15 protein-coding genes are annotated in these 23,741 nt (G+C 67.7%); 6 read left to right on the top strand and 9 right to left on the bottom strand.

The window, feature by feature from the left end; genetic code table 11:
- Positions 1-16: 16 nt before the first annotated feature.
- The 4 genes from RPX00_RS23635 to RPX00_RS23620 all read right to left on the bottom strand — a co-directional run bounded on the left by RPX00_RS23635 (position 17) and on the right by RPX00_RS23620 (position 12,836).
- The gene (locus RPX00_RS23635; RefSeq protein WP_406642524.1) at positions 17-430 is read right to left on the bottom strand and encodes a hypothetical protein; all 414 of its coding nucleotides are present in this window, start codon (positions 428-430) and stop codon (positions 17-19) included.
- Between the two features lie 1,268 nt (positions 431-1,698).
- Positions 1,699-2,265 carry an endonuclease V gene (locus RPX00_RS23630; protein ID WP_406642522.1) on the bottom strand — a complete coding sequence of 189 codons (567 nt, stop codon included), beginning with the start codon at positions 2,263-2,265 and terminating at the stop codon, positions 1,699-1,701.
- 357 nt (positions 2,266-2,622) lie between these two features.
- Positions 2,623-3,042, bottom strand: coding sequence for a toxin-antitoxin system YwqK family antitoxin (locus RPX00_RS23625; RefSeq protein WP_406642520.1), 420 nt, complete (start codon positions 3,040-3,042; stop codon positions 2,623-2,625).
- Positions 3,042-12,836: a DNRLRE domain-containing protein gene (locus RPX00_RS23620; protein ID WP_406642519.1), complete on the bottom strand. Its 9,795-nt coding sequence runs from the start codon at positions 12,834-12,836 to the stop codon at positions 3,042-3,044. Before RPX00_RS23620 ends, RPX00_RS23625 begins: the two co-directional genes overlap by 1 nt.
- 349 nt (positions 12,837-13,185) lie before the next feature.
- Between RPX00_RS23620 and RPX00_RS23615 the strand changes: the two genes are divergently transcribed.
- Positions 13,186-13,707 carry a hypothetical protein gene (locus RPX00_RS23615; RefSeq protein ID WP_406642517.1) on the top strand — a complete coding sequence of 174 codons (522 nt, stop codon included), beginning with the start codon at positions 13,186-13,188 and terminating at the stop codon, positions 13,705-13,707.
- A 385-nt stretch (positions 13,708-14,092) separates the two neighbouring features.
- Here RPX00_RS23615 and RPX00_RS23610 read toward each other — a convergent pair whose 3' ends face one another.
- Positions 14,093-14,368, bottom strand: a complete 276-nt coding sequence (locus RPX00_RS23610) for a hypothetical protein (RefSeq protein WP_406642515.1) — start codon at positions 14,366-14,368, stop codon at positions 14,093-14,095.
- 30 nt (positions 14,369-14,398) lie between these two features.
- Positions 14,399-15,505 (bottom strand): 23S rRNA (adenine(2503)-C(2))-methyltransferase RlmN, encoded by a 1,107-nt coding sequence (gene rlmN, locus RPX00_RS23605; protein ID WP_134733182.1) that lies wholly within the window; start codon positions 15,503-15,505, stop codon positions 14,399-14,401.
- 264 nt (positions 15,506-15,769) lie between these two features.
- Between rlmN and RPX00_RS23600 the strand changes: the two genes are divergently transcribed.
- Positions 15,770-16,345, top strand: a complete 576-nt coding sequence (locus RPX00_RS23600; RefSeq protein WP_406642513.1) for a papain-like cysteine protease family protein — start codon at positions 15,770-15,772, stop codon at positions 16,343-16,345.
- Positions 16,346-16,348: 3 nt separating this feature from the next.
- Positions 16,349-17,101, top strand: a complete 753-nt coding sequence (locus RPX00_RS23595) for an LPXTG cell wall anchor domain-containing protein (protein ID WP_406642511.1) — start codon at positions 16,349-16,351, stop codon at positions 17,099-17,101.
- A 36-nt stretch (positions 17,102-17,137) separates the two neighbouring features.
- Here RPX00_RS23595 and RPX00_RS23590 read toward each other — a convergent pair whose 3' ends face one another.
- Positions 17,138-17,470 carry a winged helix-turn-helix transcriptional regulator gene (locus RPX00_RS23590; RefSeq protein WP_406642510.1) on the bottom strand — a complete coding sequence of 111 codons (333 nt, stop codon included), beginning with the start codon at positions 17,468-17,470 and terminating at the stop codon, positions 17,138-17,140.
- 46 nt (positions 17,471-17,516) lie between these two features.
- Here RPX00_RS23590 and RPX00_RS23585 point away from each other — a divergent pair, with 46 nt between their 5' ends.
- Positions 17,517-18,470 (top strand): NAD(P)H-dependent flavin oxidoreductase, encoded by a 954-nt coding sequence (locus RPX00_RS23585; RefSeq protein ID WP_406642508.1) that lies wholly within the window; start codon positions 17,517-17,519, stop codon positions 18,468-18,470.
- On the opposite strand, the gene RPX00_RS23580 is transcribed toward RPX00_RS23585, so the two are convergent.
- Positions 18,467-19,369 (bottom strand): LysR family transcriptional regulator, encoded by a 903-nt coding sequence (locus RPX00_RS23580; protein ID WP_406642506.1) that lies wholly within the window; start codon positions 19,367-19,369, stop codon positions 18,467-18,469. The two genes, RPX00_RS23585 and RPX00_RS23580, sit on opposite strands and share 4 nt — an antisense overlap.
- A gap of 87 nt (positions 19,370-19,456) precedes the next feature.
- On the opposite strand from RPX00_RS23580, the gene RPX00_RS23575 reads away from it, so the two are divergent.
- The gene (locus RPX00_RS23575; RefSeq protein ID WP_406642504.1) at positions 19,457-20,722 is read left to right on the top strand and encodes an aspartate aminotransferase family protein; all 1,266 of its coding nucleotides are present in this window, start codon (positions 19,457-19,459) and stop codon (positions 20,720-20,722) included.
- A 96-nt stretch (positions 20,723-20,818) separates the two neighbouring features.
- A complete protein-coding gene (locus tag RPX00_RS23570; RefSeq protein ID WP_406642502.1) occupies positions 20,819-23,182 on the top strand; it encodes a penicillin acylase family protein in 2,364 nt (787 codons plus the stop codon).
- Here RPX00_RS23570 and RPX00_RS23565 read toward each other — a convergent pair.
- Positions 23,166-23,564 (bottom strand): hypothetical protein, encoded by a 399-nt coding sequence (locus RPX00_RS23565; protein ID WP_406642500.1) that lies wholly within the window; start codon positions 23,562-23,564, stop codon positions 23,166-23,168. The genes RPX00_RS23570 and RPX00_RS23565 overlap by 17 nt on opposite strands.
- Positions 23,565-23,741: the final 177 nt, after the last annotated feature.

Genomic DNA, 23,741 nt, shown 5'->3' with positions numbered 1-23,741 from the left:
TCCCTGGACCCGGATTTCATTTTTTCTCCACTAAGGTCTGTAGTGCGGGGTTTTCAATGAGCGGTCCGAGTGTTATCCCGTCGGATTCGACTTCGCGCGCACCCACAATGAACCGGCGGTCCAAGCCGCCGGGGAAGGCGACTTCATTCTGATCAAAAAACTTATGCTGGCCGATCGTTGCATTTACTTTGATTCCACCCGGCGCGTCGATTTCATATACATAATCCTTGTTCCAACGCTGGTACAGGGTCCGGTCATACGTAGTGCTGACAAACGGAGAGGGCTGGTTTTTCGCAACATACTTCTTCAGATCGTACTGTCCGTCAGCAGCATCCCATGGCTTCAGCCCTTCCTCGAAAATCATCGCCGGTGTGCGGTCGTCGAGTCGGTACAACGGATCGCGATCGGTTCGCCACACGGACTCCGGCATGATCGCATCCGTCGCGACGTTCCGGTCAGCCGCAGCGTACAGCGGATCGCCAGCAGGTGAGGTGCTGCCGCAGGCTAGGTTTCGCCGTCGAAGCGCCATTGCCCGCCGGTGCAGGCACCGTCGTCGTAGGTGGCCTGGGCTGGGGGAAGGCCTCCTGGCCAGGACTCCGGGCTGCCTGGCTGAGCCTGCGGGTCGAACGTCGCCGGTACTTCGCCGGGATTGGTGTTGGCTACGAGGTTGGTGACGATGGGCGAGTCGGAGGCTGGTGGCCGCGGATTGGGTGCCGGGCTGGGGCACGATGCCTGGACCGGTTACCTGGCCGCTGGGCCGGGGGTTGATGGGTGTCTGGTAGACGCGAGCGGCGACGATCTCGTCGTGGGCCGGCGGCCTTGGCGCGACGTGGCGCCAGACGATCATGCCGGGACCGGCTCCGTGGCCTCTGCGCGGTACTCGTGGCGTGTGCATTGGCGGGCGGCCTGGTCTGCCGCGACCGCTTCTGTAGTGATTCGGGCCGTGCCAGAAGGAGTTTCCGGCGTCGTTGAAGTCCTGCAGCGCCTGCGGGGACGGGCACCGAGGTGGGAGTGCTGGCCGAGCCCCACAGCCTCCACAGCAAGGACCCGAGCTGGCAGATGGCGCATCCGGCTACTGCGCCGCCCCCGGCGACTGCGCCACCGCCTAGAGGGTCTCCGACATCTCCAGCGAGAGGCGCTTCGCCCGCTGCTTTGCCGAGCCCCTCCTCGCAGATCGTGCTGACGCTGAAGTGGCCGCTGGGGTCGTTGCAGGTGAGCGGGTCGTCGTTGCCGTAGGCGCAGGGGTTGGCGGCCGCGGCGGTGCCGGTGATGGTGCTGATCGTGTCGCGGCTGGTGAAGTCCCCCTGAATGGGGTCATGTCAGCGGCTGGCGGTGGCGACGAGATTGGTGGCAGCGTCGGTCCAGCCGCGCTGATAGCCGAGATCGGCTTGAGTCCCGCTGCTGGCGATGGGATTGCCGCAGGGGTCGAAAGCCTTGGATCCGGCGAGGCTGGCACCGGTCGGGCTGAACAGACCGGCGACATCGTCGCGCTGGTCGGTGAACGCGGCGACCGCTCCAGTGCTGGTGCCGACGGCGAGGAGCAGTCCGTTCGGCCGCGGTTGAAGGTTTGGGTGCCGTCGCAGACGGGTGCGGTGTCGGCACCGCGGTCAGGACCGACGCAGGCAACTCACAGTTGCAACAGTCGGCCCGCGGCAGCAAAGACCAGAACACCCCTTGCAACCGTCTGGACTTTTCGCCTCAACGCAGCGATTCGGCCAATGTCCTGCGGCACAGCGCGTCGGCGCGTCGCGTGGTTTCCGGCAGACGGTATTTCGGCGCCAGCTCTAGCGTGGCATCACTTGCCTCCGCGATGCCGATCCGATGGCCAACCGATACGAACAATGGCTTCGCCCCCGCTCTGGTACGCAGGGCCCGTCCAACCACTTCCGCCCCATCCATCAACGCGGACCAGTCGCCTCTATCCTGACCTGGCTGACTATAAGAGAACATGAATGGATTCTTTGCAACCCCCGCCGTCGGCAGGTCCGTCAATACACCGAGATGACTGGCCAGGCCGAGACGGCGCGGATGAGCGAAGCCATAGCCATCACACATGATGAGATCTGGGACGTGACGCAGGCTAGCCAAAGCGTCCAGAATCGACGGAAGCTCGCGGAAGGCGAGCAAGCCAGGTACGTAAGGGAAGCTGACCGCGCCAACCGCCGTCGCCTCCTCCACCGACTCCAGCGACGCGAAATCGATCAGCACAACTGCCGCCGCCACGACCCCCCTGGGATCGTCGTACGCGACATCGACACCGGCCACAAGCGCACCGTCGCGGACCCCAGGCCCCGTCGGGTCGACGAGTGCACGCAGCCGCTGCTGCTCGGCAAGGGCCGCCTCCTCCGTGTCCGGCCATACAGGGAGCACATTTCCTCCGGCGACGTCGTTCCGCTCACTGCTACCATACACAATTGACAGAAAGCTGCCACCATCCCCGCACCAGCCCACGGACGCCAGCCGGCTTTTCAGCCGCTTTCCACATGCCCCACAGAAAGACTCTCAACCCGTACTCAAATCAATGATTCATACCATGTCTCGACCCGTTTCCGGTCACCCGGAGAAAATAATTCGACACCGCCAGATGGCGCTCGCAAACCCCGGCTTAAAAGAGTAAAAGCCTCACCCTTCATCGCGTCGACCGTCTTCACGCCGCAGTCGATCGAGCATCCCGCCAAGGTCGGTTGTGTGGTCAATCGCGAAGCTGCTTACAGCATTTCCATCCGAGTCAAAGCGTGTTCTCCTGACCAAGATGCCATACTCACAAAGCCCCTCCTCCACAAGATTTCCCGACTCGTCGTACTCAGAATATCGACCATGCCGGTCATTTCGAGCGAATCTTGTTTCGGCTTTGAGAATTCCAGACGGATACCAGTCGCGAGCCAATCCCTCCTGAACGCCCTCGCAGTAGGAGACCTCCGAACGACCAAGTGTTTGAGACTCCTCGTACGCCACTCCGCTAAATGGCCTGCCTTGATAGGTAAAGATCAGATCTGAATCGAATTCCAGCTCTGCATCTGGAACGATCGGCAGTTCATCCACTACTGAAGGTCCTCCGCGTCCGTCAGAACCTGAGAGCAATTTGGGCATTTTAGGATTTGATCCATCTTCCTGGAACCCCTTAGGCGAACACTATAAAAGACGAAGTCGCCAATTTTGGCCCCATCGCGAGCGAACAGGCCCTTGTTGAGGGCATTGAACTCGGAGTGCGCTCCAGGTATTCCGTAATTGTATGCGGGCGGCCCCACGAAGCTGCTCAAAGCAGTCGCAATGAGCGGGTGCAGCGGATCCGGGATGCCAGTGTTCTGACCAAAAAATATTTCACCGGTCACAAGGTCCATCGCGCCAGTCAAAACCGGACCTCTCAGTCGATTTGATTCCTCGGCAATGACGCGTGCCGCTTCCGCGTTCACCGCTGCTGGCAACTTCGACGCATAGCCTACATCGGCACCAGCCGGCTCCGAATCACCACCACCGGCGCAGCTTAGTGCGCTCTTTGACCAGTTTTCGCCGTCGAAGCGCCATTGCCCGCCGGTGCAGGCACCGTCGTCGTAGGTGGCCTGGGCTGGGGGAAGGCCTCCTGGCCAGGACTCCGGGCTGCCTGGCTGAGCCTGCGGGTCGAACGTCGCCGGTACTTCGCTGGGATTGGTGTTGGCTACGAGGTTGGTGATGATGGGCGAGTCGGAGAGACCTGTGTCGGGGCCCTTCGTGCCGAGCTGCGGGACAATTCCGGGGCCGGTGATCTGCCCGCTGGGGCGCTGGTTCAGCGGTGGCTGGTAGACGCGGGCGGCGATGATCTGGTCGTGCGTCGGCGGTTTGGGCCGGGGCGTCGTGACGTGGCCCCGGTGGTGCGGATCGACTCGGCCGTGCCGGTGGTTGGTGGGGCGGTGTCGTCCGTTGCCGTGGCCGCTTGGGCTGTCCGGCCAGTAAAGGAGGTCTCCGGTAGAGAACGCGTCGGATGAGTAGTCGTAGTCGTCGAGCCAGTAGTCGTATTCGTTGTACTGCTGGGGACGCGTCGGTGCGCGATGTGACGGTGTCGGGTCGGGATTGTTGGTTCCGTGGTAGTCGTCCGCGGCGAGCAGGCCGCCGAGCGCGCCCAGAATCCAGGCGATGGGCCCGGCGTCTACGACCCCCTCCGCGACGCCAGCGCCAGCGGTGCACAAGATCGGCTCGTCCAAGCAAGGCACGGCGTAGTGCCCGCTGGGATCCTTGCCGATGAGTGGGCTGTCGTTGCCGTAGGCGTAGGGGTTGGCGGCCGCGGCGGTGCCGGTGATGGTGCTGATCGTGTCGTGGCTGGTGAAGTCGCCTTGGGCGGGGTCGTACCAGCGGCTGGCGGTGGCGACGAGGTTGGTGGCGGTGTCGGTCCAGCCGCCTTGGTAGCCGACGTCGGCTTGGGTGCCGCTGCTGGCGATGGGATTGCCGTAGGGATCGAAGGCCTTGGATCCGGTGAGACTGGCCCCTGTCGGGGCGAACAGACCGGTGACGTCGTCGTGCTGGTCGGCGAAGGCGGCGGAGGCTCCGGTGCTGGTGCCGACGGCGAGGAGTTGTCCGTTGGGGTCTCGGCTGAAGGTTTGGGTGCCGTCGCCGACGGGTGTGGTGTCGGTGCCGTCGTAGGCGAAGGTGTTGGTTCCGGCGGTGGTGAGCCGGCCGAGGGCGTCGTGGGTGTAGGTGGTGGCGCCGTTGTAGGCGGCCATTTGGTCGAAGGCGTCGTAGGTGTAGGTCTGAGTGGTGCTGCCGTCGGTGGTGGCAGTTTGGGCGCCGCGGGCGTCGTAGGTGTTGGTCTTGGTTGTGTTGCCGTTGACAGCGGTGACGAGTTGGTCGCGGGCGTTGTAGGTGTAGTTCCACGGGCCGGCCTGGGTGCGGTTGCCGGCGTTGTCGTAGGCGTAGTTGGTGGTGGCGGTGCCGTTGGCCCAGGACGTCAACCGGGCGGCCTGGTCGTAGGTGTAGGTGTTGGTTGCGGCCCCGGCGGTGCCGGTGGTGGTTTTGCTGGTGAGGTTGCCGTTGCCGTCGTATCCGTAGGCAATGGAGGCTTCGGTCGTGCCGCCGGGTGCGGTGAGGGTTTGAGTGGCGAGCCGGTGCGCGGTGTCGTAGGCGTTGGTCTGCGCGGCGTTGCCGGTGCCGTAGCCAATGCCGGTGAGCTGGTCGAGGGAGTTGTAGGCGTAGCTGGCGGTGGTGGCGGTCAGCGGGTCGCTGGCGCTGGCCAGTTTGCCGGTCGGCGTGTAGGCGAAGCCCGCGGTGCCGGTGGTGTCGGTGCGTGAAGTGAGCTGGCCGTTGGTGTTGTAGCTGTAGCTGGCGGTGCCGGACGGTCCGGCCGCGGAGAGGATCAGGCCGCGGTCGTCGTAGGTGAACGTGTTGGTGCCGGTGGGCGCGCTGGCGGAGGTAAGCCGTCCGGACAGGTCGTAGCCCAGGGTGCGGCCTGCGGTGACGGCTTCGGCGCCGGTACCGCCTTGCGAGGTCAGCCGGCCCAGTTCGTCGTAGCCGAGGGTCTGGGCGACCCCGCCGGGTTCGGTCAGCCTGGTCAGGTGGCTGTCGGCGTCGTAGGTACGGGTTGTGGTGGTGTCGGCTGCGGTGGTGTAGCCCGGGACTGTGGGGGCGACGGTGGATTCGGGCAGCCGCAGGGAGTTGTAGGTGTAGATCGTGCGTTGGTTGTTGCCGTCGGTGTACCGGGTGGTCTGGCCCGCGGCGTCGTAGCCGTAGCCGGTGGTGATCGACGCGGTATTCGAGACGGGCTGAACCTGCTGGGTGAGGCGGTTGCCCGCGTCGACGGCGAACGTCGTCGTAATGCCGTTCGAGTCGGTCGCCGAGACCTTGTTGCCAGCCGGGTCGTAACCGGTGCCGAGCGTGCGCACGACAGCACCGGCGGTGTCCAGTTGCACGGTCGACGTGTTGCGGCCAGCCGGGTCGAACGTCGCGGTGGCGGCGGAGCCGTCCGGGAGCGTGGTCCGGGTGAGGTGACCGTCCGCGTCGTAGGCGGTGCGCGTCGTGTGGCTGTTGGCGTCGGTGACCAACGTGGTTTGGCCGGCTTTGTCGTAGCCGAATTGGGTTTTCTGGCCGCCGGGCAGGGTCACCGCGAGCGGTTTGCCCAGCGGAGCGGGTCCCAGGGTCTGGGTGGGGTCGTAGGTGAGGGTGGAGGTGTTCGCGGCGCTGGTCGGCTGGCGCACGATCTGCGTGGTCGTGACGGTTTGGCCGAGTTCGTCGTAGGTGGCTTGGGTTTGCGCGCCGGTGGGGTCGGTGGCCGAGAGCTGTTCGCCGTCCGTGTCATAGGTGGCGCGCGAGACCGGTGTGGTGCCGCCGACGGCGGGTTGGGTGGTGGTGACGCGGTCGCCGAGCTGGTCGAGGGTGTAGCTGGTGGTGTGTCCGAGCGGGTCGGTGGTGGAGGTTTGCTGGCCGAGCGGGTTGTAGCTGTACTTGGTCAACGGGGTGATCGACGTCGTGGAACCCGGTGGGGTGTAGGCGGGTTGGGAGACGCCGAGCAGTTCGGAGTCCGCGTCGTAGGTGCTGGTGGTGATGTTGCCGTCGGGATCGGAGACGGTGGTCTCGTCGCCGAAGGTGTTGTAGCCGTATTGGCTGATCGGATGAGTGGAGGTCGGTGTCCCGCCGTTCGTTTCGGTGGCCACGGCGGGGGCGATGACGGTGGAGATCCGGCCGGCGGCGTCGCTGGCGACGGTCGTGGTGTAGTCGCCGGGTTTCGCGCCGGTGACGTTGCCACGCGGGTCGGTGACGCCGGTCAGCTTGCCGCGCTGGTCGTAAGTGGCGGTGGTGGTGAGGGTGGTGGTGCCGTTGTGCACGGATTGGGTGGTCCGGTCGCCGAGGGCGTCGTAGCCGTAGTCGGTCTGTTCGGTGACGGACCCGTTCGCGACCGTTTTCGTCGTGACCTGGTCGTTCGCGTCGTAGGCGAACGTGGTGACGTGGCCGTCGGGGTCGGTGCTGGTGGTGACGCGGCCGTCCGGGTCGTAGGTCTTCGTGGTCGCCCCGGGAGCAGACGCGAGGTCGAACTGCGAGGTCGGGTGTCCGGCCGGGTCGTAGAGCGCGGTGGCAACGCTGACCGGGACCTGTGTGCCGTAGCGGTCGTGGTAGTTCGTCAGGACAGCGGACAGCAGGCGTCCGCTGTCGTCGTAGGTGTAGCGGGTGGTGCGGCCCATCGCGTCGGTGTCGGACGCCAGCAGCCCGTCCGGGTCGTAGGCGCGGGAGTCGAGCACGAGGTTCGTGGCCGCGATGGGGTTGTTCGGGTCGCCGGTCCAGTTCGTCAGCGTGGTGGCGGTGCGGTGGCGGTTGGCGTCGAAGCTGTCGCTGTAGGTGTTGCCGGCCGGGTCGGTGGTGCTGGTGCGGTTGCCGTAGCTGTCGTAGCCGTAGCTGGTGGTGCGGTTGGCCGGGTCGGTGGTGCTGGCGAGCTGGTCGTGTGGGTTGAACGTGTTGGTGGTGGTGCGGGTCGCGTCGCCGCCGGTGGTGTCGGCGGTCGCCTGGGTGAGGACGTTGCCGTCGGCGTCGTAGGTGTAGCTGGTCCGCGGCGTGTGGGTGGTGCCGGTGACCGCGTCGGTGGCGGCGGGGCCGGTCTGGGTGCTCAGCCGGTTCTGTCCGTCCCAGGCGTAGCCGGTGGTGACGCCGTTCGGGAAGGTGTCCGAGGTTTGTGTGCTGGTGAGTTTCCGGCCGAGCGCGTCGAATGTCGCGGTGGTGGAAAGCCCCGACGGGGCCACGATGCCGGCGGTGTCTCCGGCGGCGGTGTAGCTGTAGGTCGTGGTGTGCCCGAGCGGGTCCTTCTGCGTGGCGAGCAGACCGGCGGGTTCGGTGCCGCCGCCGGCCGCGGGCTCGGTGCCGGCGGTGTAGGTGTTGGTGGTGACCGATCCGGCGGGCGTGGTCGTGGTCAGCAGCGCGCCCGCGGCGTTGTAGGTGTAGCTCGTGCGATACGTCGTGTCGCTCGGCCCGGACGAATCGGCGGTCAGCGTGGTGAGCGGTTCGTCGTTGCGTGGATCCGTGGCCGGATACGTTCCCGCGGCGGGGAAGGTCGCGTATGTGGTGGCCGCGTAACCGCTGGAGTCCCCGATCGTGCGCGACAGCGTGTTGCCGCGCTGGTCGTGGGTGTCGGTGACGTAGTTGCCGTCCGGGGCGGTGGTCGTGTAGCCGAATCCGTTGGTGTCGAAGGTGTAGTGGGTGGTGTTGCCCAGGCCGTCGGTCGAGGCGACGAGCCGGGAGCCGTTGACCGGGTCGTAGCGGTAGGACAGGGCGTGGCCGCCCGGATCGGTGACCGTCGCGGTGGTGACCGGCGTCGGGCCGGTGTTCGCGTTCTGCGCCGCGGTGTAGAGACCGGTGACCGCTGCGGGGGTGAGCAGAGTGTTGTAGAAGGCGACGTCGGCGACCGATCCGGTGAAGTAGCCGCCCGGGTTCGCGGTCGCGTTGCCCGCCGGTGCGCCGGTGCCCCAGGCACCCGAGCCGATGGTCGCGGTGGTCAGGCCTGGCGCGTTGATGATCGGGGCGGTCGCGGTCGCCGCGGGTTTCCCGTCGAGGAATTCGGTTTCGGAGATGCTGTTGTGCGGGAAGTCCGCGGCCTGGGACACCACGGCGTAGTGCCACTTGCCGTCGGTGACGGTGCCCGGGGTGTGGAGGTATCCGCTGCCGTACCAGGCGTACAGCTTCCCGTCGGTGCCGATGTAGAGCAGTGCGTTCCCGCCCCACCCGGTCAGCACCCCGCCGGCCGTGGAGGACTTGAACCACATCCCGATCGACTTGGCGCCCACAGTCCACGCGGTGCTCTGCACCGGGATCGTGAGGCTGGAACTGGTGCCGTTGAACGAGACCGCGGTGTCCCCGGTGGACGGCATCGGCCCCGGTTGGCCGAGGGTGACGTTGGCGTAGGTGCCGTCCCCGTCGGCGGTCGCGCTGATCGCGCCGGTCGGGACCTGGTTGACCGCCTGGGTTCCGGTGGTGTCGGTCAGCGGCCAGAAGTCCGTCGGATCACCGGCGAACACCGTGCCCCGGTATTGCGCCGACGAACCGCTCGAGGTCGGCGGAGCCAGCGTCCACGCTCCCCCGTTCTGGTCGGTGACCTTCGTGGCGCGGTCGAGGATGTTGTCGTAAAGGACCTGAGCGTGGGTGTTGCCCGCCGCGGTGGTGATCCCGGTCAGCTCGGCCGCGGGCTGGGTTCCGGCGGCGTACTGCTGCGCGATCGCGGGCGCGCCCAGCGCGTGGGTGTAGAACGCGACGTCGGCGACGTTGCCGGTGAAATGGCTCCATCCCATGGCCGGGCCGTTGGTCCACGGGTAGCCGTTGACGTAGCCGGCTCCGACGAAGTTCATCGGGTCCTGATTGGACAGAGTCCCGGCGCGTGTGCCCACCAGCGCGCCGTCGAGGTACATGGCTTGCGTGTTGCCCTGCCCGACCAGCGTGACCGAATGCCACGCCGAATCGTTCACCTTGCCCGCGGACACGATCGGCGCGACGCTGCCGGTCCAGAACTGCCCGTACAGCTTGCCGTCCGTGCCGATGTAGAGCACCGGCATCGCACCCGAACTCGGGTTCGCCGACCCGATCGCGCTGTGCCCGGTCGACATCAGCACACCGGCCGGGCCGTTGAGCGTGGTCTGGAACGACATCTGCACCGACAGGTACGTCGCCTGCGCCACCAGGTTGTTCGGCAGTTGCAGCGAACCCGCGCCGTTGAACCAGCTCGATGCGCTCGGCGAACCCGCGTGCGGCGTCGAATCGCTCGGCGACACCGTCGTGAAAGTTCCGTTGGCGGCACCCAGATTCGCGCTGACCTCATCGACCGCGGTCGTCCCGGTCGAGGCCTGGTTCAGCCGCCAGTACGCATACGGCTGCGCGTCCAGCACTGTCGAGCGGTAATGCGATCCCGGTGCGCTGCCGCCGGTGTAGCTGTAGGCGGTGCACGCCGTGGCCGAGGTCGGCGGGCACACCGTGGTCAGGCTGTTGCCGCTGTAGCCGTAGGTCCACGTCAGCGGCTGCCCGCCCGCGGTAGCGGGATCGGTGGCGACGGTCGCGACGTGCCCGCCGGACCAGCTGAAGTGCAGCGATCGGTTGCCGCCGGTGTTAGCGACGGTCGCGAGGTTGCCGTTCGCGTCGTACGACAGCGTCTGGCTGCGCCCGGACGAGTCCGTGATCGACGTCAGCTTCCATGCGTTCCCGGACTGCTGCGCGAAGTTGTACACCGAGCCGCCGCGCGCGGTCAGCGTGTAACCCCCGCCGGTGAGGCCGCCGAACGTCGCGTACGTCCCCTGCGGCGGCGTGTAGGTCGTGCCGTCCGGGTTCAGTCCGAATCGGACAGTGTGCCCGTCCGGATACGTGACCACCACGTTGCCCGAACCGTCCGCGTCCGGAACGGCCGCCATGTCGTACACCGTCGACCAGCCCGAACCGAACAAACCGCCGCCGCGCGGATCGATCGAGTTGTACGACCGGGAAATCCCCAGCGCGGGACCCGCGGTCGCGACACTCGCGTCGGTCGCGGAGGTGGTGTAATCGCCGACGCCCGGGTCGAAGTTCCGCTTGCTGGTGTTGGCGCCAGTGTGCGCGGTGATCAGCGGCTGCGGTACCGCGGTGGTGAAATAGGCCGGAGTGGACCAGTTCGAGGATCCGACCGTGTCGCTGTCGGACACAGTCCAGTAATAGGACTGGTTCCAGGCGAGTTTCCCGGCAGGAACCCGGTAGTTCCCGACCGGCAACGCCCCGGAATCCACTGCCAGGACGGGTGTTCCGCCTCCGGTCGGGATCGAGTAGACGCGGAAGTCGTAGGTGACGCCCTTGTTCGGGTAATTGTCCGGATCGTGCCCGGTGGCGAACAACTGCGGTTGCAGGGACGACAAGGCCGTGTTCGACGGAGGACTGGCGCTGTCGATCTGCGGCGGCGTGTTCGCCGAGTTGATCACTTCGCACGGCGAGTTCACGCCGTAGCTGATGTTGAACGAGGTGTTGCCGTTGAACATGTCCCAGCACAGGTAATACTGACCGGGCGTGACCGGCCCGATATTGCCGGTCATCGTGATCGTCTGATTCGGAGCCACCGATCCCGGCAGGTTCGTCCACGCGTCAGGCGGGTTCGTGATCCGGAGGTTCTTCCAGCTCATGTCGTAGAGCTGGTACCAAAGGTGGTTGTTCGCCGTGGTCCACGTGCTGTTGCCCAGGTTCGTGACGGTGACCTGCTGCGAACCGCTGCTGGTTCCGGTCGGCTGGGTGTAGTTCGCCGGGGAACTGTAGGCAGCGCCCCAAGGGCTGTAGGTGATCGACAGGTACGGCGGATTGGGCGAGTTGAAGCTCGCGAACTTCTTCCACCCGTAAGAGTCGTGGGCGTCCGCGGTGACGGCCAGGCCGTTGTTCGCCCCGCCGTGGGTCCACGACTCGATCAGCTGCGTGCCCGCCGCGGTGGGATTGTCGCCCAGGTCGACCGTTACCCACGACGGGCCAGGGCAGCCGGAGTCGTGCCCGACCGCGACGTTGCTCCAGCCGACCGCCCCGCCGGTCGACACCCACGGGTAGGTCTTGTTGCCGCCGACGCTCCAGCCAGAGGTGATCGGCGAGACGTACACCGGCCGGGCCTGGCAGGAATAGGACCAGATTTCGTCCAGGTTCAGAGAAGCGGCTTCGATGTAGGTGTTGTTGATGCCGCTCACGTCGAACTTCAGATACGAGTTCGCGACGTGCCCACCGCCGTCATAGGTGCCGGCGTTCAGCTCGGTGTCGCCGCTGTAGTCGTTGTTGTAGGGCGACATCACATAGGTCGAGCCGGAGGTGTTGAGGTTCGCGACCGACGGGTCCACCTGCACCGGGAACACGCGCGCCTGGTCGTGCAACCAGCCCGAGTCCAGGCTCACCTGCAAGGCGGGCGAGCCGTTGACCGTTGTCAGCGCGTAAGTCACGCCGGTGGAAAAGACCCCGTCTCCGGAATGGGGATCGATGTTCGAGTCGCGCATGAATCCGTGCGCGACGGTGTCCACGACCTGCCCGCCCGCGTCCGTGAACACGACCGCGCCGTCGGCGTTCACCGACGGGGTCACCCCGGACAACGTCAGCGGGAACACCCACGTCGCGGGCGCGTCCGCGGAGTTCAGCGTCAATGTCTCTTTGACCCCGCCGGTGACGGTGGCCAGATAACTCAAGTCCGAGTGCGCCGCGACGCCGGGATAGGTGATCGTCGACCCGGACACCCGCCCGGTCGAGCGAGCAGCACCCTGAAGCGCGAACGCGATGCTCTTGCCCGGCCCGATCGGGATCGACGCCAGCGCGGGATCGTCCGCGGCCGGCGCGAATGTCGTCGACGTCGAGTCCGCCTTCTCGCCCCACCGGCCACTGCCGCCTTGCGTCAGCGTGGTGTCGATGTCCGCCCAGTTTCCGGTGGTGTCACGGAAATGCACCGGCCGCGTGTACACCTTGGCGGTCTGGGTCCCGTCCGTGTTCTCGAACACCGACTTCGTCGCGGTCCGTTCCGCAGTCAGCTCTTTGCCCGTGCTCGCCGGCGGCGCGGACCGTTGCCGAGCCGCCGCGGTGCCGGCGTCCGCATTGCCGCTCACATTGGACAGATGCGGGTCCGGTGTTGCGGTGTGCGAACTGGATTCCCCTGCCGCACCCGCCGGAGTTGCCGGGGCGGCACCCTTCTTCGTCGAGCCGAGCGCATTGTCCGCCGTATGCGGTGCCTCTGCCGCGGAACTCGAGCGCTGCTGCGGCGTCGAAGGCATTGCCTGCGCCGGTGTCGACGCCCACGACGACTGCCCGCTGAGCGACACCAACACAAGCACGACGGTCACGAGAGTCAGAACGCGGCGGGCGAAAGCCCCTCGCAGCACCGGAATGCCCTCATGCCCGCGCGTGACCCAGCGTTTCGAAGCAGCCATCGCCGCGTCCCTCTCGCCCCGTGGGCCCCTCCCCCATGGAGTTGCGCCGCAACGGATTCCACACGCGCACCACAGGCGAATCAACTGTGCCGCACATCACGGTAATAAAGGATTCACGGCCGCCGATTAGATCGGCTTATTTTCCGTTTCCCCGCAGCGGTTGAGACCATTCGGAGCAGTGCAATACGGACTCAGCGGACCGTAGCGGACGTTGTCCAGCAAACAGGATTCATTCTGATGTACCAACGGTTCCAGCTTCGCGCGAGGCCTTTCCGCGACTACCGTCCAACCAGGAAACGGAGCAATCGAAGCGACAGTAAAGCTCGCACGACGGAACACAGGGGCGACAGTGAAGAAAGCACGACGGGTTTTTTCCGCCCTTCTGAAACACTGGAAAATCACCGCCCCTATTGGGGTCGCAACGGTCGGCGCGGCCGTCACGGCCATAATCCTGACAACCAGTTCGGAACCGGCGGCAGTGGCTTACGCCAACGTCTCCCGCAACTTCCGCGTCTGCATGCTCACCACCACCAAGGACACCGCGGACGCCAGCCGCGTGTGGCCCGCAATCCAAGCCGCGACCGCACACGCTCCGATCAACGCCGAACGCGTCACCGCGCCCGCCGGCACCGACACGCAGCTCGTCCCCTACGTCAACAGCCTGATCGCCCTGCGCTGCGGACTCATCATCGGTGCCGGACACGACCTCACCGCGCCCTTGACATCCGCGGCGAAAAGCCACGCAACCCAGCACTTCATCACGCTCGACAAACCGGACGGCCCGGCGAATGTCGCAGCAATGCCCGCACAGCCGGCGGACCTCACAGCCGCCGTCCTCGCAGCAGCCAACACTGCGTCACCTGCACACTGACCACGCTCGACTCCGCATACCCGGACGCACGATCCGCGCCTTCTGCTCGCGTCTGATTTCTGGCAGGCACTGATCGAAGCCGTTCCCGGTCGAGATGCCGTCCTCATCCGGCAGGCGGGCGTTCGTGGCCGGTCTCGACGATGAGGTCTGGTCGGCACAGCCCCTCCAAGTGCTCGAAGCAACCGCTGGCCGCATCGACTTCGTCACTGAGGTCGCCGATCGCTGCGAGAGGCAGCCGCGACCTCAGTCCGCCAGCTGGGTACTTCTGTTGCTTCTCGGTCAAGGAGAGCCATGGGAACAGCACTACGTGACCCAAGCTGCGATCAAGGCAAGACGATCCGCTACGCACTCGTGCTGAGTACTTCTCAGCTTGTTCCCGCAGTGGTCAGCGGGCAAGCCACGGAGCGAGCAGCTTCTCCAGATCAGCATCCGACAACGCCCGCGGACCACCATGGAACTCGTGCCACCGCGAAGCATCCCGCGCCGCCGCGTAGTCCACCTCGAACGCACGCATCAGCACGTACATGAACGTCACCGAGCTGAACCGCTCACCCAACAACGTCCGCGCCTCACGCGCCACCTCAGTAGCACCACGGCCGCACACATCCGCGAGCCGCAGCTCCTCCGCAGCCGGTTCCAGCAGGCTGGGGGCATACATCACGACAAACACTCCATCATCGAATGAACAAACTCAGCCTTCAGCAGCCAACTGGCCACACGCCGCCGCAATGTCCTGACCACGCGTGTCCCGGACCGTGCACGCCACCCCGCCCGCATTCACCAAGCGCACGAACTCCCGCTCCACCGGCTTCGGCGATGCGTCCCACTTCGAACCCGGCGTCGGGTTCAGCGGGATCACGTTGACATGAACGAGCTGGCCCAGGTGCTTCCGCAGCCGCTTCGCCAGCAGCTCCGCCCGCCACGGCTGGTCATTGATGTCCCGGATCAGCGCGTACTCGATCGACACCCGGCGGCCGGAAGTATCGGCGTAGTACCGGGCAGCAGAGAGAACCTCGTCCACCGACCACCGGTTGTTCACCGGCACCAGCGTGTCCCGCAGCTCATCGTCCGGCGTATGCAAGGAAACCGCGAGACGGACCTGCATCCGCTCGTCCGCCAGCTTCCGGATCGCCGGAGCCAGACCCACCGTCGACACCGTCACCGAGCGCTGACCGATACCGAGACCGCCCGGCGCGGGATCAGTGATCCGCCGCACCGCCGCCACCACGCGCTTGTAGTTCGCCAGCGGCTCGCCCATGCCCATGAAGACGATGTTCGACAGCCGTCCGGGGCCGCCGGGCATGGAGCCGTCTCGCATGACTGCTGCGGCGTCGCGGACCTGGTCCACGATCTCCGCGGTGGACAGGTTGCGGTCGAGGCCGCCCTGGCCGGTCGCGCAGAACGGGCACGCCATTCCGCAGCCCGCCTGGCTGGAGATGCACAGCGTCGCGCGGTCCGGGTAGCGCATGAGCACGCTCTCCAGCAGCGTCCCGTCGTGCGCGCGCCACAGGGTCTTGCGGGTGGCTCCGCCGTCCGCGGCCAGCGCGCGCACCTCGGTGAGCAGCGGCGGCATCAGGTCGGCCACGAGCTTTTCGCGCGAGGCGGCCGGGATGTCGGTCATCTCCGCCGGGTCGACGGTGAGCCGCGAGAAGTAGTGGTTCGACAGCTGCTTGGCGCGGAACGCCTTCTCTCCCAGTTCGACGACCGCCTCGGCTCGCTCGGCCACCGTGAGGTCGGCGAGATGGCGCGGCGGCAGGCCGCGCTTGGGCGCGTCGAAAACAAGAGGGAGGGCAGTCATGACCGATCAAGTGTCTCATACGCGCGAAACCGGCGCGCCCCCGGCGCCCGGACCGGGCCGGCGGCGAGCGGCGGCCGCCCGACGAACGACGGGCCGGATTCAACGGAAAAACACCCTACGAAGGTCGGCTTGCGGAATTGTTTCCAGTAAATCCGCCGACGCGGAAATATGGATATCGGGAAATACCGACATTAGTCGCTAGCCGCCGCGATCCGCGCGCGCGTACCGTTCCGGACGATCACCCCTTCCCCACTGGAGGAAACCGTGAGAGTGCGTTCTTCGATTCTGCGCGGAATAGCATTGATCTCGGCCGCGGCGTGCACCGCGCTCGCCGTTCCGGCCGCCGCGGTCGCCGGCGAGACCAACATCTCGATGCAAGCCCAGCAGAAAAGCAACTGGTGCTGGGACGCCAGCGGCAACACCATCGCCGCGTTCTGGGGCTATTCCCTGACGCAGACCCGGTTCTGCCAGATCGCGCACAACGAGTCCGGCAGCGACTGCGCCAACAACCAGGGCTACCTCAGCGACCAGCAAAGAGTTTTCCGCTATCTCGGCTTCCGCAGCACCGGCTCCTACAATTCCGGCGGCTACCGGCTCTCGTTCTCCGGCATCAAGAACCAGATCAACGCCGGGCAGCCCATCGGCACCCGCATCGGCTGGACCTCCGGCGGCGGCCACATGCACGTCCTCTACGGCTACGACGATTCCAACGGCCGCAGCGTGGTCGAATACGGCGATCCCTGGCCGGCGAACAATCGCTACAACTCGATGAACTACAGCTCGTACGTCTCGAACAACCAATTCGCCTGGACCCACACCGTCTACGGAATGGTGGGCTGACCCATGAAGCGAACCCTCGTCCTCACCGGAGCCGTCGCCGCCGCGGTGTTCGCCGCGAGCCCCGCGTACGCCGCGACCGCGCCCACCGGCCCGTCCGCTTCGGACACGGCCGCGATCTCCGGGCTGCTCGCCAGCCCCGACACCGCGGCCCGCCTGGCGCACACGAAGTTCCCCGGCGCGGCCCCGGCAGCCGCGCACGCCACCCGCGCCGCCGCCGACACCAGCACGCAGATCCCGGTTTACGAACCCACCGCGGCCTTCGTCAACGGCGAATCCGACGTTCCCGGCGCACTCGCCTACGTCGCGTCCCCGGCCCGTCTCGCCGACGGCCGGGCCGCGACCGTCTGGACTCAGCCCAGCGCATCCGGCTGGCAGGTCATCAACGTCGCTTCCGGCAACGACGAACAGGTCCACGCCGCAGCCGCACACGGCGGCTACCTGCTGCACGAACCCCAGGTCAACGCCTGGTATTCGGTCAACGGCGACACCGTGACCGTCCTCGACGGCTCGGTCTCCGGCGTCCCGGCGGGCACCCGCGTCACCTTGGCCGCCTACCAGGCCGAACTCCACAAACGCTACGGCGACAAACTCCCCGGCTCCACCTACGACAAGACCGGCGCGGGCGGCGGTTACGCAGCTCCGGCACCGAACACCGGCACGGACAGCCCGGCCACCGCTCTCGCCATCGGCGGGGCAGCCGTGGCGGCCGCGGGCGGCGCGTTCCTCCTGCGCCGCCGTTCCCAGCACAGCAAGTGATTCACTCCGGCAGGGGCCCCGCGCCCCTGCCGGACTTCACTCGCCGAGCGCCGCCGCCCATCGGTCCGCCCACGACACGAGCGGCCGCAGCGCGTCGAACGCCTCCCGGCCCAGCGTCGTCAACGCGTAATGCGACTCGTCGGTCTGCCGCACCAAACCGGCGTCGGCGAGTTCGACCAGGCGCTGCCGCAGGACGCTCGAAGACATGCCGTCGCAGCGTTGCTGGAGCGCTCGGAAGCCCAGTGCGTCGACCTGCAGCTCCCACACGATCCGCAGGCACCATCGCCTGCCGAAGAGGTCGAGCGCGGCCATCAGCGGACGGCCGGTCGTGGAGCCCCGGACCGGCTGCCCCGGTTTCGGCGTCGCCATCCGCCCTCCTTGTGCTTCGATTTCCGAAACACTAACATCGGCCGCCATGATTCGATTTCCGAAGCAGATCTGCCGCACCCTCGGCATCGAGGCTCCGATCGTGCAGGCGCCGATCGGCTCGGCGGCGACCCCCGCCCTCGCCGCGGCGGTGTCGAACGCGGGCGGGCTGGGGACGCTCGCCCTCACCTGGACCGGCCCTGACGAGGCCGTCCGCCGGATCCGCGAGGTGCGCCGCCGCACGGACCGGCCGTTCGCGGTCAACCTCGTGCTCGACTTCCCGGTCGACGACGTCCTCGACGCGTGCCTGGCCGAGGACGTCCCGATCATCTCGACGTTCTGGGGCGACCCCGCCAAGGTCGCCGCACGCGCGAAGGACGCGCAGCTGATCCACACCGTGGGCTCCGTCGCCGAAGCACGCCAAGCCGCGGAAGCGGGCGTGGACGTCGTGGTCGCGCAAGGCTGGGAAGCAGGCGGACACGTCCGCGGCCAAGCGTCGACGCTCGTGCTGGTGCCCGCTGTCGTCGATGCGGTGGGCCCGATTCCGGTGCTCGCGGCCGGCGGAATCGCCGACAGCCGCGGGCTCGCCGCAGTACTGGCCCTCGGCGCGCAAGGCGGCTGGCTCGGCACCCGCTTCCTGACCGCGACCGAAGCGGCGACACACGATTCCTACCGCGAAGCCGTGCTGTCCGCCGAACTCGAGGACGCCGTCCACACCCGTTGTTTCGACGGCGGCTGGCCCAACGCGCCACACCGTGCGTTGCGTAATTCGACGCTGACGCGCTGGGAAGCCGCAGGCCAACCACGCACAGAACGCCCGGGCGAAGGCGACCTCGTGGCGAAAGACGCGGCCGGAAACCCGTGGCGGCGGTACGACGACATGATTCCCGTGCCGGGCATGACCGGCGACCTCGAAGCTTTAGCGCACTACGCGGGGCAAACCGCGGGCTTGGTCCGAAACGTAGCTCCGGCAGCGCAAATCGTCGCGGACCTCGTCGGCTAAGCCCGTTCCACCGTCGCCGGAAGCGCGACCGGCTCCCGCAACGCCGCCAGCACCGCGTTCACCGCCGCCCGTCGCGGCGAACCTCGCCGAGTGACCGCGACGATCGTGCGCGTGACCGGCGTGGCCAGCGCTTTCGTCGCGACCCGGTACCGCGGGTCCACCGCCAGCCCGGGCAGCAACGCGATCGACAGCCCGGCCTCGACGTGCTGCAGCGTCATCAGGTAATTGCTGAACCGGCACACCACGCGCGGCTCGAAGCCCGACTCACGGCAGAGCCGCAGCGTCAGATTCGCCATGTAGGACGGCGGAATGTCCAGCGCCCACGGTTCGCCCGCGTAGTCCGCGAGCACGGCGGGACCGGGCGGATCCGGCCTGCCGAGCGCGGTGACCAGCACGATCGGATCGGTCGCCAGGCGGATGATCTCGAGGTCGGGGCCGAGCGGCAGGTCCGCGAAATCGGTGGTGGTGATGACGACGTCGCTGTCCCCGGCCCGGAGCGCGGGCACGCTTTCGTGCGGTTCCCGTTCCGCCAGTTCGGTTTCCAGCCGCGGATAGGTCTCGGCGAGCCGGGTCGCCGCAGGTACGGCGAAGGTGTGGATCGCGCTCTGGAACGCGCCGATCCGCACCAGCCCGGCCGGTTCGTCGCCGCGCAGTTCGGCTTCGACCGCGTCGAGGTGGTCGAGGATCGCGCGCGCCTGCCGGGCCAGTTTCTCCCCGGCGGGCGTCAGCCGGACTCGACGGCCGGTGCGTTCCAGCAGCCGCGTGCGGGTTTCGGTTTCGAGCAGCGCGAGCTGATGCGACACGGTGGAAGCGCTGAGATTCACGTCCTGCGCGACCGCGCGCACCGTGCCGAGCACGGCGAGCCGGCTCAGCAACCGCAACCGCCACGGGTTCAACATGGACTCATCGTTGTTCGACGCCATCGCACAGGCAAGCGGAAACTGTGAGATGGACGCGGCGCTCGGCACGGCCTTACCGTCGAAGCCATGGCCACCGACACCTTCTGGTCCGACGTCGACCGGCACCTCGTCCGCTACGCCAGCCCCGGCTCGTTCACCGGCGAGATCATCGACCGCGCCGAGGGCAGTTTCGTCTTCGCCGAGGACGGGCGGCGGATCCTCGACTTCACGTCCGGGCAGATGAGCGCGATCCTCGGGCACGCGCATCCGGAGATCGTCGAGACCGTGCGGAAGCAGGCCGCGAAACTCGACCACCTGTTCAGCGGGATGCTGAGCCGCCCCGTGGTCGACCTCGCGCGCCGGCTCGCCGAAACGCTGCCGGACCCGCTGGAGAAGGCGCTGCTGCTCACCACCGGCGCCGAGTCGAACGAGGCCGCGCTGCGGATGGCCAAGCTGGTGACCGGCAAGCACGAGATCGTCTCGTTCGCCCGGTCCTGGCACGGGATGACGCAGGCCGCGGCGAGCGCGACCTACAGCGCCGGCCGCAAGGGCTACGGCCCCGGTGCCCCGGGCAACTTCGCGATTCCGGTGCCGAACGGGCCGGAGTGGCCGCAGCAGCTGGACCTGGCGTTCGAGCTGATCGACGCGCAGTCGGTCGGCAGCCTCGCCGCGTGCCTGGTGGAGCCGATCCTCAGCTCCGGCGGCATCCTCGTGCCGCCGCCGGGGTATTTCCAGGCGCTGCACCGGAAATGCCGGGAACGCGGCATGCTGCTGATCCTCGACGAGGCCCAGACCGGCTTGTGCCGCACCGGAACCTGGTACGCCTTCGAACACGACGGCATCGTCCCGGACATCCTCACCGTGTCCAAGACGCTCGGCGCCGGGCTGCCGCTCGCCGCGGTGCTGACCAGCGCGGAAATCGAGCAGGAAGCCCACGAACGCGGGTACCTGTTCTTCACCACGCACGTCTCGGACCCGCTCCCGGCGGCGGTCGGCAACACCGTGCTGGACGTGCTGATCCGCGACCGCCTCGACGAACGCGCCCGTCAGCTAGGCGACCGGCTGCGCACCGGGCTGGACGAGATCGCGACCCGGCACGAGACCGTCGGCGAAATCCGGGGCCGGGGCCTGCTCGCCGGACTGGAGCTGAGCGGCGGCGGACCGGACGCGGACAAACTCGGCGCCCGCGTGACGCAGCGATGCCTCGAACTCGGGCTGCACATGAACATCGTGCAGCTGCCCGGGATGGGCGGGGTGTTCCGGATCGCGCCGCCGCTGACCGCCGCCGAAAGCGAGATCGACCTCGGACTGTCCATTCTGGACGAGGCGATCGGGGACGTTTCGCGAAGCTGACCCGATTGCCCCCTACCCGTCCCGGTTCAGGGGTGGGTCCCGCCCCCGTCCGCGATTAGCGTGCGCGAGGTCAACACTGCAGCCGGGGGTGAGGAAATGCGGTCCAAAGCTACCGTCCTGATACTCGTTCTGACCCTGCTAGGCACCGCCCCAGCCGCTTCCGCGCGCACCCCCTCCGACACCGTCGCCCTGGACGGTCTTTCCCGCCCGGTCGACCTGCTCGTCGACAAGTGGGGCGTCCCGCACATCTACGCGGCCAACACCTCGGACCTGTTCTACGCACAGGGTTTCACCGTCGCCCGCGACCGGCTCTTCCAGCTCGACACCTGGCGCCGCCGGGGGCTCGGGCTCCTCAGCGAGGTCCTCGGCGAGTCCTATGCGGACCAGGACCGCGCGGCCCGGCTGTTCCTCTACCGCGGCGACATGCACAAGGAATGGGCGTCCTACGGTCCCGAAGCCAAGCTCGCCGCGACCCGGTTCGCCGAGGGCATCAACTCCTACGTCGACTGGCTCGCCAAGCATCCCGAAGCGGTGCCGCCGGAGTTCGGCAAGCTCGGGTACCAGCCGTCGCACTGGCGGCCCGAGGACCTCGTCCGCATCCGGACGCACGCGATCGGCGAGAACCTCACCTGGGAGGTCGCCCGCGCGCAAATGGTGTGCCAGGCCGGGCCGGGCGCGAGCAAATACCTCCGCAGCCTGCACCCCGACCACGAGGCCGCGGTGCCCGAAGGCCTCGACCCCTGTTCAGTCCCCGGCGACGTGCTTTCCGTGTACAACAAGGCGACCGCGTCCGTCACGTTCCCGAAGGGCGTCGCCGGGTCCCAGGACATCGCCGACGCCACCAGCGGCAGCAACTCGTGGGCGATCGGGCCCGGCCGCACCGCCACCGGACGGCCGATCCTCGCCAGCGACCCGCACCGCCGCTCCGACTCGCTGCCGTCCGGCCGTTACGTCGCCCAGCTTTCCGCGCCCGGGCTGAACCTCATCGGGGCGGGCGAGCCGTGGAACCCGGGCATCGCCATCGGGCACAACGATTCCGTCGCGTTCGGCCTGACGAACCTGCCGGTCGACCAGACCGACCTCTACGTCTACGACCTCGACCCCGCCGACCACAGCCGCTACCGCTACCGCGGCGGCTGGGAGCCGATCACCAAGGTCACCGAATCCATCCCGGTGCTCGGCGGCCAGCCGGTGACCCGCGAACTGTCCTTCACCCGGCACGGCCCGATCGTGAAGGTCGACGAAGCGGCCAACCGGGCGTTCGCCGTGCGCACCGCGTGGACCGAACCGGGCAGCGCGGCCTACCTCGGCAGCCTCAACTTCCAGCGAGCCCGCGACTTCACCGAGTTCACCGCCGGAATGCGCACCTGGGGCACGCCCGGATCGAACCTCGTCTACGCCGACGTCCACGGCGACATCGGCTACGTCCCCGGCGCATTGACCCCGCGCCGCACCGGAGCCGGTTACGACGGCCTGCTGCCGGTTCCCGGCGACGGCCGCTACGAGTGGAACGGCTTCCACGCCAACTCCGAACTCCCGTGGCAGCACAACCCGCCGGCCGGATTCTTCGCCTCCGCCAACGACTACAACCTCCCGCCGGGCTTCCCCGTGGTGTCCAACTACGAATGGCAGCAGCCGTACCGCAAGGAGCGGATCGACGAGCTGATCAAGTCGACGCCGCGCAACCGGGTCGCCGATTCGCTCGCCGTCCAGCGCGACGAGAAGTCCCTGCTGGCTCCCCGGCTCATCCCGTTCCTGCGGAACCTCTCCTCGACGGACCCGGACACCGCGAAGGCGCTCGAACTCCTGCGCGGGTTCGACGGCGTCGCCTCGGTCGATTCCGCACCAGCGCCGCTGTACGAAACCTGGCTGCTGAAGTACCTCCACAGCGGCTGGGCGCACGCGACGCTCCCGCAAGGCGCCGCGGATGTCCTCGCCAGCACCATCAATCCGGACTTCAGCCTCGTGCTCGCGTCCTTCGCCGACCCGGACGCGTGGTTCGGCCCCGGCGGCGCGGCCAAACGCGACAAGCTGATCCTCGACACGCTCCCGCTCGCGTTCCGCGACGTCGCCGCGAAACTCGGCGGCGACCCGGCGAAGTGGCGCTGGGGCTCGCTGCAGTACCAGGAGTTCGTGCACCCGGCGGGCGGCCCGAACGTCGGCCCGGTCCCGGTCGGCGGCGACTACCAGACCGTCCACCCGTCGTTCTTCCATCCGTTCACCTACCAGCAGCTCAACGGCGCGACCTTCAAGATGGCGCTCGACGTCGGCGACTGGGACGCGTCGCGGGCGATCAACGCGCCCGGCCAGTCCGGCGATCCGCGCAGCCCGCACTACCGCGACCTGAACGGCCTGTGGGCCTCCGGCGGCTCGTTCCCCCTGCTGTCGAGCCGCGCGGCGGTCGAACGGAACCTCGACGCCCGGATCCGGCTGGTCCCGAGGTTCACTTCGGGAAGCTAGCCCGCAGCCGGACGAGCGGATACGCCGCGCCCGCCAGCACGATCGCGCAGCCGGTCTGCGCCAGCAGGAACCAGAGCGGGCACACGCCGGGGATCAGGTCGACCCCGACGATCGCGACCGGCGCGACGATCGCGACGAACCGCATCCGCTCGTAAGCCTTGCGCGATCCCCGCGCCGCGGCCGCGAGCAGCCACCACGCGACCACGGCGCTGGCGAGGACGACCCCGGACCGGATCCACATGAAGCTGGACGCCTCTCCGCCGGAGAGGGCCAGTGCCGCGATCGCTCCGAAAACGACCGCGCTCACCACTCCGTAAGCCACGACGAACCCCTTCGCCAAGCTGAGCCGGTCCCGGTCGGCGGGGCGTTCGATGGTCTGCATCACTGTTCTCCCTTGTGGTTTCCCGTTGTGCCAGCAACGCTAGGAAGCCGCGGCCGGGCCCGGTATGGGTCTGGCCGCACGAGCGGGTGGGCCTGGACCCACTCCTGCCCCGCATCGGCGGGAATCCGGCGTTTCGTGGTGCACAGTGGACCGCGAAGCCGGATGGACAGGGGGAAC

Source organism: Amycolatopsis sp. WGS_07 (assembly GCF_045278895.1).
In the GTDB taxonomy this organism is placed as follows: domain Bacteria; phylum Actinomycetota; class Actinomycetes; order Mycobacteriales; family Pseudonocardiaceae; genus Amycolatopsis.
This window is presented reverse-complemented; position numbering and strand designations above follow the sequence as displayed.